The following is a 9,279-nucleotide window of genomic DNA, read 5'->3' as shown; positions in this document are numbered from 1 at the left end:
GTTGCTCCGGCGAGCCTCCACAACCGCGCACCGACCAACAAATCCTTCTCCGCAATCTGCCATCTCGACATCCTTCTGAAACCTCAGAAGAAAACTCGCCGCTATGGAGCTGGAACAAAACCGCAGATCTCAATGGGATGCAGACGCCGGATACGGACCATAAGGGTCCGCCTGCAGAGGACGGGACGGATCTCTCCGTTCCCGCCCGGGCAGGTACCGATTCTCCCCCTGCCTCCACAGGCCATCACCTGGCTTTTCCCCAGCATCATTCAGCCCAACACTCAGCTCCGCAGATGCAAACCGCAGTCACCACAGCCGTGGTGACATCGGGGGACGCCCTGCAACTCCCCCCACCTGAAGCATCACTTACTGAGCCAGCGCTCGCCCATCCGTCCGCGCCCCCCGATATAGCGGCGCAAGCACAGCCAAAGACACGGAGCAGGAACCCGGATCCGAGGGCCGATGCCCTGCACCGGGAGCCAGATGTTCTCAGCAGACTTCAACCCGCCCCTGCCCCTAGGGCAGCAGAATCGGACGTTCAAGGCCGCATCCTGATGCCGGCTGTCCTGCCGCAGGCGTCCAAAGGCGCAACGCCGGACCCGATAGTCCTGACCGGCGACATCGGCCCGCCCGTCTCTCTGCGTGACCTTCCCACTGCGGAAAATCGCTTCGATCTTCAGCTGACAGCCTTAAAAAATGACAGCCCCCCCACTCAGGCCGCCGCCCCTCCTCAGGCCCTCCGGTCATCGCCCGGTCTGCCGGATCAGATCCTGACCGCTCTGCGAAAGCTGGAGAATAATGAGATCGAGCTTCAGCTTGATCCGCCCGAACTGGGGGGGCTGCGGATTACTCTGAAGACGGAGGGTGAGCTTGCACAGGTCCGCTTTGCCGCCGACCGCCCTGAAACCATGGACCTTTTGCGCCGCAGCCGCGGGGATCTGCAGGAGGGCCTGAATGAGCAGGGCTTCAGCCATGTCAGCTTCAGCTTCGAGGGCCGCGATCACGAAGACCCCGGTCCCGGACAGGCAGGCCAGCCCCCTCCTTCGGCACTCCGCCCTGACGACAACCCGCTCCACGCTGCGGCAACCGCCGTGAGGCAGGGAAGCGACGGGCTTGATTTAAGACTTTGAAAGGACAGCGAATGACCAGTGTTACCTCTCTGACCTCTGCGGCACAGGCCCCTCAGCCGACGGGGAGCCAATCTTCCCTCATCTCATCGGACTTTCAGACTTTTCTGAAAATGCTGACCACTCAGATGCAAAATCAGGATCCGCTGAACCCGATGGAATCGACCGAATTTGCGACGCAGCTGGCAACTTTCTCCGGTGTTGAGCAGCAGGTACGCACCAACGCCTGGCTGGAGCAGATTGCAGGCGGCGGCGGTGCCGGGGGCCTGACAACGCTCTCGGGCCTGATCGGTATGGAAGCGGAACTCCCGACACCGGCCCGCTTCGCCGGCAGTCCTTTAACACTGCGCGCCAGCGTTCCGCCGGGCGCTGCAAGCGCACAGCTGATCATACGCGATGCCACCGGGCAGGAAGTTGCGCGACAGGATTGGCCCCGGACTTCCGGAGAGGTGACCTGGGCGGGCAGTTCGGCCAGTGGCACCCCTCTGCCGCAGGGCGAATATTTTTTCTCCGTCGAAGCACGAGACGCCTCGGGGGCGCTGCGCGAAGCCCCGGTCACCCACCTTGCAGCCATTAAAGAAGTGCGGCTGAGCGCTGAGGGCGCGGGGCTTCTGGTTCTGTCAAACGGCAGCGAAATCCCCGCCAACGCGGCTCTCGCGCTCAGGCGTCCGTGACTTTGACAGGGCTCTCCCCCCCGGCTACCAATTCCGAGACGATCTGGAGCAGGGTGACTAAAATGACCAAGCCGCGGGCCTGGCAGAGGATGTTATCGGGGCGGCGGCTGGATCTGCTGGATCCGACCCCGATGGACATAGAAGTTGCGGATCTCGCACGCGGACTGGCCTTTGTCGCAAGGTGGAATGGCCAGACTGAGGGCGATTACGCCTATTCCGTCGCTGAACATTCCCTGCTGGTTGAGCGACTGTTCACAGAGATGAATCCTCTGGAAAGCCCGAAGTGGCGCCTGGCCGCCCTGCTGCACGACGGGCCGGAGTATGTGATCGGTGATATGATCAGCCCGGTCAAAGCGGCGATCGGTCCGGGCTACGCCGACCTGGACAGCCGCCTTACGGCGGCGATCCATCTGCGCTTTGGCCTGCCTGCCTCCCTGCCGGTTGCCATAAAAACGCAGATCAAAAAAGCAGACCGGCTTTCCGCCTGGGCAGAAGCCATTCACATTGCTGGTTTCAGCCGCAAAGAGGCGGATACCCTCTTCGGGCGGCAGGATCCCGCATTCGCCGCTTTAGCTGAGATTAAGCTGCGCCCTCCGGGCGAAGTCAGACGCGACTTTGAAGCGCGCTGTGCCAGGCTGATGCAGGAAATGGACGCGCACAATCACGGGTAGATCAGACCGCTGCATTGGGGAACCGTGGCGCAGAGCCGGACGTTAAATTCTGCCCGGCATAGCGGGTGTTTTCCTATATGCAGTGTATTTCATGCCCCAGTCGCCCGAGACCTCTCACGACCCTCGCACCGGATTGGACCGTCCCCCGTCCGGAAATGGCGGTCCCGATTTGCTTCACTTCGCTGCCGGCCTGCTGATCGCGGCTCTGCTGATCACCGGCCTTTATGTCGGCCGGGACGTTCTGATCCCGCTTGCGGTGGCTGTCCTCATCAGCTTTGCGCTGTCCCCTCTGGTCAGCTGGCTGGTCCGGATCGGCGTGCAGCGGGTCATCGCGGTAATTATGGTGCTGCTCACGGTCTTTTTGCTGCTGGGGGGCCTTGGGGTTCTGCTTGGCTCACAGTTGAGGGGCCTCGCGCAGGAACTTCCGACTTATCAGGAGACCATTCGCGAAAAGGTCTCAAATCTTTCGCAGCAGATGCGCGGGCCCGGGATCCTCGACGGCGCGATGCGCACCGTTGATACCCTGCAAAAAGAGGTCGATCAGGCGGTTGAAAACGAGGAGGAGCCCCTGCCGAAAGTACAGGTTGTTCCGCCCCCCGTCTCTCCTTTTGAAACGGCGGTCGCCTGGCTCGCCCCCGCGCTGGAGCCTTTGGCAACTGCCGGTATCGTCATTGTCTTTGTATTCTTGATTTTGCTAGATAATTCCGACCTTCGGGACCGCCTGCTGCGCATTCTGGGCGGCAATCTTCACCGGGCCACCGATGCGCTGGAAGAAGCCGGGTCCCGCATCTCGCGCTACCTTCTGATGCAACTGCTGGTGAACGTCAGCTACGGCATCCCGATGGCACTGGGGCTGTGGCTGATCGGCGTTCCCGGCTGGATCCTCTGGGGCTCACTCGCCGCAGTCATGCGGTTCATCCCCTATGTCGGGCCGATGCTTTCCGCGATTTTCCCGCTCAGCCTGGCCTTTGCCGTCGATCCGAGCTGGGAAATGGTTCTCTGGACCCTGGCGCTTATCCTGCTTCTCGAACTTATCAGCAACAATATCATTGAGCCGCTGCTTTACGGCACCTCGACCGGCCTGTCGGCCCTGTCGCTGATCGCCGCTGCCACCTTCTGGACGGCGCTTTGGGGACCGGTCGGGCTGATTCTGTCCACGCCTCTGACGGTCTGTCTTCTGGTTCTGGGGCGAAATCTGCCACAGTTAAGTTTCCTTGAAACGATCCTCGGCTCGGCCCCCGCGCTTGATCCGCCAACCAGGATTTATCAACGGTTGCTCGCCGATGACGCGGACGAGGCCATCGCCATCTCCAGCGCAGAGATCGAGGCTACCTCGGTGACGGAGTTCTACAACGACACCGGCATCGAAGTGCTGCGCCGCGTCAGTCAGGATTTCTCGCTTTATGCCCGTGCGGAACATCGGTTGCGCGTCGCCAATGGCATGGATCTGATGCTCGACGATCTGCGCGAAGACTACCCTCCGCCCGCACCGCCGTCGGGACAGCCTCTGGTCGCCGCGGTCGGGGGACGGTGGGAAATCGACGCCGTGGCCTGCGAAATGCTGGCCCATGCCCTGGCCTTCGACGGCATTCTCGCAGAGCAGCGCCCGGCAGGCGTGGTGACCAGCCGCTATGTTGAGAAGCTGAACCTTGACAGCGTTGAGATCATTCTTCTGAGCTATTTCAGCGCCGATCCGGCGGGAACTGCGCGGAATTTCTGCCGCCGTCTGCGCCATCGCTGGCCCGGCGTGCGGATCGTCCTTGCACTCTGGAACGTGCCGCCGACTGTCCTTGAGGACCTCAAAGCCGAAGATCTCGGAGCGGATGAGATTGTCACCTCGATGACCGAGGCGCGGCTGCGCATCGCGCGCATGCTCGATAAAGGGGAAGTTCCCGAGATCCGGACGGCTCAGGCACCTGAGGATGACAGCGAGCGGGTCACGGCACTGCGCGAAACCATGGTGTTGCAGGGCCACATGCGTGAGGAGCTCGATGCCCTGGCGAAACGGGCCGCGGACGTCTTTGACGTACCCTTCGCGGTCATTTCCGCGATCGACGAAGAGCAGGAATATATCGTCGGTCAAAGCATGGAATTACCGGGCCGCCGCACCGGTGACGGCACCGATATGATCACCATGCCGCGCAGCGACGCCATCTGCGATCATGTGGTCTCTGCGGGAGAGGCTCTGGTCGTGCCTGACACCGATCGCGATCCGCGCTTCAGCGACCATCCGGCGATCCGGCTTTGGAACACGCGCTTCTACGCAGGCGTTCCGGTCCAGACCCCGGATGGCCACGTCCTCGGCGCGCTCTGCCTGTTGGATACGAGCCCGCGAAAGCTCACTGAGGATGAGATTGAACTGCTCGGTGAACTGGCGGCTGACGTGGCCAGCGCCATTACCGGGGAGGAAACCGAAGCACCCGAGCTCCGTGGCAGGGCAGAAAATGGTTCAATGACACTGGGCCAGAGGGTGCCGGACTAATCTGCAATCATTAAAGGACTGCAAGTAAGTTTACGATCATTATCTTACCAGAATGATCATACTATAGACGTAGAAAATTACTTCGCCGCTGCGTCATTTTTCAATCGACGAGGCTCAGATCGGATGTCTGATCCTCGTCGAAATCCCCCCCCCATTGACCTATCCATCAACCTGCACTGCAGCGATCGCAGTTGCGGCTGATCCCGGTTGCATGAGTCCCTTCGGGCAAAATTCTTCATTTTTGCACATTGCCGGGATCAATCGGGCAGCGCGAAATCGGAGAGTTTCAGCCGTCACCCGAAGCAGATTTGACTCCCTTCCCTTCGCAAATGCTGGCAGCCAGTTCTGGAAAGGCTTTGAACTGAACCTGCTCAGCACACCGCAGATGCCAGCCCGGTCGTTCACAGCCGCCTCAACAGATCACGAGGCACCAGAATCGAGGGGCCAGAGAAGCCCGGTCAAACGCTTTCGATCCGCGAACCGCCTGGCTGAACCAGATGCTACCACCTGCTCCGAAAGCAAAAATCTCTAAGAAAGCTTACGAAATTATCCGCCTGCGATTTCAGATGCTCTGATCACTGCAGATAAGGCGGCGCAACTGACAGTGCTGGCATTGACGCCCGGTCAACTCGAATCACATCAGCTGAAGAAGCCCGCTGGCGCAGCCCATGAGTGCGCCTCTAACAACTCAGATATCGAAGGGCTGTCGTGGCAGGGGAGCGTAGCCATTCCTTCCCCAGCCAAATTCCATAGCTTCATTCAGCGGGACGCGCCCTCACGCTGCGAATTAAGAAGTCCGCCTTCCGAAAGGCGGCTGTTCGCGCGGCGTCTGGCTGCATCTCACCTATTCACCGGCAAAACGAACAAGCCCCAAAACCTTACGGCCCGCGTAACTTCAGGCGCTGCGGAGGCTGGTCAGGCACGCTGCGCGACGCCACCGCAGAGAGACGACCCTCAAATATGAGCTTCGCCCATGTCTGCGGGCAGCAAGACAGACAGGGTCATCGGAGATGACATAAATACAAGTGTTATTCATACAACTTAAATAATAAGCATAAGGCTGATAATCTTCAATAAATCCAGATTTATTGCCTGCCCCCCCCAAAGCCCTCAGCGCAACAAAAAACCGCAGCCCTTTCGGACTGCGGTCGGCGGATCTGTGATCTGTTCAGGTCAGATCAGTGATGCCCGGCGGGGCCATCCAGGATGTAGCGCTTGTCGCAATAGGGGCATTCAACCCAGCCCTCTTCCCCGATTGCCAGCCAGACGCGCGGATGGCCGAGCGCGCCCTCGCCGCCGTCACAGGCGACTTTCGACTGCATGACATGTTGCGTTTCCGGTGCTTGGTGGTCGGGCTGCGGGGCGGACATCCGGCTCTCCTGAGATGGCGTATTGTCGCACATTACCCCGGCAGCCGCTGCCGGGGCAAGGCAGCTTCAGACGGCTCCGGCGCGAAGCAGCATTCCGAAAAGATCACGCGGATCGTCAGGGTCTGCCAGCATATCGAGAAGGTCACACTCCGCACCCGCCCGAACCTGATTAAGGACATAGCGCAGCGCACTGAAATCCTCGATCGCGAAGCCGACGCTGTCGAACAGGGTAATCCCGGCAGGATCCCTGCGTCCCTCTGCCCGGCCGGCGACGACCTGCCAGAGTTCGGTCACCGGATGATCGGCCTCAAGCGCCTGAATCTCCCCCTCGATCCGGGTCTGCGGCGGATATTCGACGAAGATTGAGGAGCGCAGAAGGATGTCACGGTGCAGTTCGGTTTTGCCAGGGCAGTCACCGCCCACCGCGTTCAGATGAACGCCGGCCCCGACCATATTGTCAGTCAGGATCGTGGCATATTGCTTATCGGCGGTGCAGGTCGTGATGATCTGCGCTCCCTGAACCGCCTCTTCCGCCGTAGCGCAGAGCACCAAGCTAAGTCCTTGATTGCGAAGGTTCTCTGCGCATTTCCGCGTGGCGGCGGGATCAATATCGTAGAGCCGAATCTCTGTGATGCCGCAGAGCGTCTGAAAGGCCATGGCCTGAAATTCGGCCTGGGCCCCATTGCCGATGATCGCCATGCAGCGGGCATCGCGCGGCGCGAGATACTTTGCCGCCAGGGCCGAGGTGGCCGCCGTCCGCAGCGCGGTCAGCAGGGTCATCTCAGACAGAAGGATCGGATAACCCGTTGCCACATCGGCCAAAAGCCCAAAGGCTGTAACGGTTTGCAGGCCCTGATGCGTATTGCCGGGATGCCCGTTCACATATTTGAACCCGTAGCTTTCCCCATCTGAGGTGGGCATCAGTTCAATCACGCCGATGTCAGAATGTGAGGCCACCCGGGGCGTTTTGTCGAACATCTCCCAGCGGCGGAAGTCGGCTTCAATCTCATCCGCAAGGCCGCGCAGCATGGGCTTCAACCCGATGCGGCCGATCAGGGACATCATCTGCGCCACGCTCACAAAGGGAACGAGAGCGCGGTCGGAAGGCGCGGTCATGAAAAATCCTCAGGAATAACTGCGGGTGGGACGGTCGAAGACCTTCCGCCCCATGAGGGATGCGACAAGATCAACCATCAGCTTCGCAGTGCGGCCCCGTTCATCAAGGAAGGGGTTCAGCTCAACCAGATCCAGCGACGTCACCAGACCGCTGTCGCACAGACGCTCCATCACCAGATGCGCCTCACGAAACGTCGTGCCCCCCGGCACGGTGGTCCCCACCGCCGGAGCGATCGACGGGTCGAGGAAATCGACATCAAGGCTGACATGCAGCATGCCGCCCGCTTCGGCCACCCGGTTGAGGAAAGCGGTCAGCGGGGCGACGATTCCCTGTTCATCCAGAACGCGCATGTCATTGATTGCAATATCATGTTGCTGCAAAGCCGCATGCTCTGCCGGGTCAACCGAGCGTATCCCGAAGAGGCAGATACGCTCTGCCGGAAGCGGGGCTGGAAAGGCCGGAAAGGCCTCAAACCCGTCGCGGCCGGCGATATATGCGACCGGCGTGCCGTGCAGATTGCCCGAAGTGGTGGTCCTGGGCGTGTGAAAATCGGAATGCGCATCGAGCCAGAGAAGAAAAAGCGGTCGCCCCTGCTCATCGGCGTATTTCGCGGCCCCCGCGACCGTGCCAAGCGCAAGCGAGTGATCGCCCCCGAGCGTAATCGGCATGCCGCCGTCCTTCAGAACCGCCTCGACCGCCCGCGACAGCGCCGCCGTCCAGGCAACGGTCTGCGGCAGCTGATCAATCGCCGGATTCTCCGAGCGCACCTCCGGCAGCGGATCCATCGCCACGTCGCCGCGGTCCGACACCGGATGTCCCAAGTCCTGCAGGGCACGCGCGATCCCCGCAACGCGATAGGCTGCCGGCCCCATCAGGCAACCCGGCTGACGCTGACCGGAATCGACCGGCGCTCCGATAAGGATTTTTTCCTGCATAAGCCTCTCCATTTTCTCCAGAGTGCAGGCTGAAACTGGCGGTCGATAGCCACATTGGAGTATAGATTTTTTCTGAACCTCTCAGTTTGCTCCATCAGGATGTTCAATATGGACAGCACCGATCAGAAGATCCTTGCAGAGCTGCGCCGTGACGGCCGCGCGTCTCTGTCCGATCTCGCCGCCCGACTGTCGCTGAGCCGCGCCACTTTGCGTCAGAGGATTGAACGGATGAGCAGCCGCGGAGACATCGCAGGCTTCACCGTTCTGACGCGCCATGAGGTGACGGAAGCCCCCGTGCGCGCTCTGATGATGATCGGCATTGAGGGGCGCGGAGGGGCGCGCATTCTCGCCCGGCTGTCGGGTCTGCCGCATATTCAGGCGGTCCATTCGACCAACGGCACCTGGGATATCATCGCCGAAATCGGCGCCGCGACCCTGCAGGAGCTGGATGACGTCATCCATCGCGTGCGCGAGATTGAGGGAATCATCCGCTCAGAGACCAATCTTTTGCTGACCACCCGCCGCGGCCCGTCACGTTTGACGTAATTTCCCTGCGTTCTCAGCAAATTCCTGCCCCTCAGCCCCTTGCTCCCTGCCGCGGACCAGGGTAAATCCTCACTTACTCTGAGCAACGGCGGGTTGGCGGAGAGGTTACGCAGCGGATTGCAAATCCGTGAAGACCGGTTCGATTCCGGTACCCGCCTCCAATACCTTCAATGATTTAGCAAGCATGGCCCACCCGAGGGTATCACTGAGGGTATCAGGTTTATGTTCTATACTCGTTCCGTTCATTGCCGTTTCTCCCTTGCTTGACGCGCGCGCATCTCTTGCCGAGGGCGCTGATGATGTAACCGCCCCCCCGACGGCATCGGATGTGCCAAGGTGGGATCGTCATAATCCATT

The 9,279-nt window shown here is 60.7% G+C and carries 8 protein-coding genes and 1 tRNA gene; 6 read left to right on the top strand and 3 right to left on the bottom strand.

Translation table 11 applies throughout. The annotated features are described in order from the left end of the window. Positions 1–554 precede the first annotated feature (554 nt). The 4 genes from fliK to EP867_RS18185 all read left to right on the top strand — a co-directional run bounded on the left by fliK (position 555) and on the right by EP867_RS18185 (position 4,954). Entirely contained in the window at positions 555–1,130 is a 576-nt protein-coding gene (gene fliK / locus EP867_RS19940; protein WP_164888943.1) for a flagellar hook-length control protein FliK, read from the top strand. An 11-nt stretch (positions 1,131–1,141) separates the two neighbouring features. Further along, positions 1,142–1,801: a flagellar hook capping FlgD N-terminal domain-containing protein gene (locus tag EP867_RS18195; protein WP_128490881.1), complete on the top strand. Its 660-nt coding sequence runs from the start codon at positions 1,142–1,144 to the stop codon at positions 1,799–1,801. A 62-nt stretch (positions 1,802–1,863) separates the two neighbouring features. Then, the gene (locus EP867_RS18190) at positions 1,864–2,472 is read left to right on the top strand and encodes an HD domain-containing protein (protein ID WP_128490880.1); all 609 of its coding nucleotides are present in this window, start codon (positions 1,864–1,866) and stop codon (positions 2,470–2,472) included. Positions 2,473–2,641: 169 nt separating this feature from the next. Beyond that, positions 2,642–4,954 (top strand): AI-2E family transporter, encoded by a 2,313-nt coding sequence (locus tag EP867_RS18185; protein WP_164888942.1) that lies wholly within the window; start codon positions 2,642–2,644, stop codon positions 4,952–4,954. Positions 4,955–6,132: 1,178 nt separating this feature from the next. On the opposite strand, the gene EP867_RS18180 is transcribed toward EP867_RS18185, so the two are convergent. From EP867_RS18180 to rocF, 3 genes are all read right to left on the bottom strand, one after another. Then, the gene (locus EP867_RS18180; RefSeq protein ID WP_128490878.1) at positions 6,133–6,324 is read right to left on the bottom strand and encodes a zinc-finger domain-containing protein; all 192 of its coding nucleotides are present in this window, start codon (positions 6,322–6,324) and stop codon (positions 6,133–6,135) included. Between the two features lie 66 nt (positions 6,325–6,390). Next, positions 6,391–7,440: an ornithine cyclodeaminase gene (locus EP867_RS18175; protein WP_128490877.1), complete on the bottom strand. Its 1,050-nt coding sequence runs from the start codon at positions 7,438–7,440 to the stop codon at positions 6,391–6,393. A 9-nt stretch (positions 7,441–7,449) separates the two neighbouring features. Continuing rightward, entirely contained in the window at positions 7,450–8,376 is a 927-nt protein-coding gene (gene rocF / locus EP867_RS18170) for an arginase (protein WP_128490876.1), read from the bottom strand. A gap of 108 nt (positions 8,377–8,484) precedes the next feature. On the opposite strand from rocF, the gene EP867_RS18165 reads away from it, so the two are divergent. Both EP867_RS18165 and EP867_RS18160 read left to right on the top strand, forming a co-directional pair. Further along, positions 8,485–8,922 carry an Lrp/AsnC family transcriptional regulator gene (locus EP867_RS18165; RefSeq protein ID WP_128490875.1) on the top strand — a complete coding sequence of 146 codons (438 nt, stop codon included), beginning with the start codon at positions 8,485–8,487 and terminating at the stop codon, positions 8,920–8,922. Positions 8,923–9,009: 87 nt separating this feature from the next. Beyond that, a tRNA-Cys gene (locus tag EP867_RS18160) sits at positions 9,010–9,083 on the top strand. Positions 9,084–9,279: the final 196 nt, after the last annotated feature.

The sequence above is a fragment of the Falsigemmobacter intermedius genome (genome assembly GCF_004054105.1).
In the GTDB taxonomy this organism is placed as follows: Bacteria; Pseudomonadota; Alphaproteobacteria; order Rhodobacterales; family Rhodobacteraceae; genus Wagnerdoeblera; species Wagnerdoeblera intermedia.
This window is presented reverse-complemented; position numbering and strand designations above follow the sequence as displayed.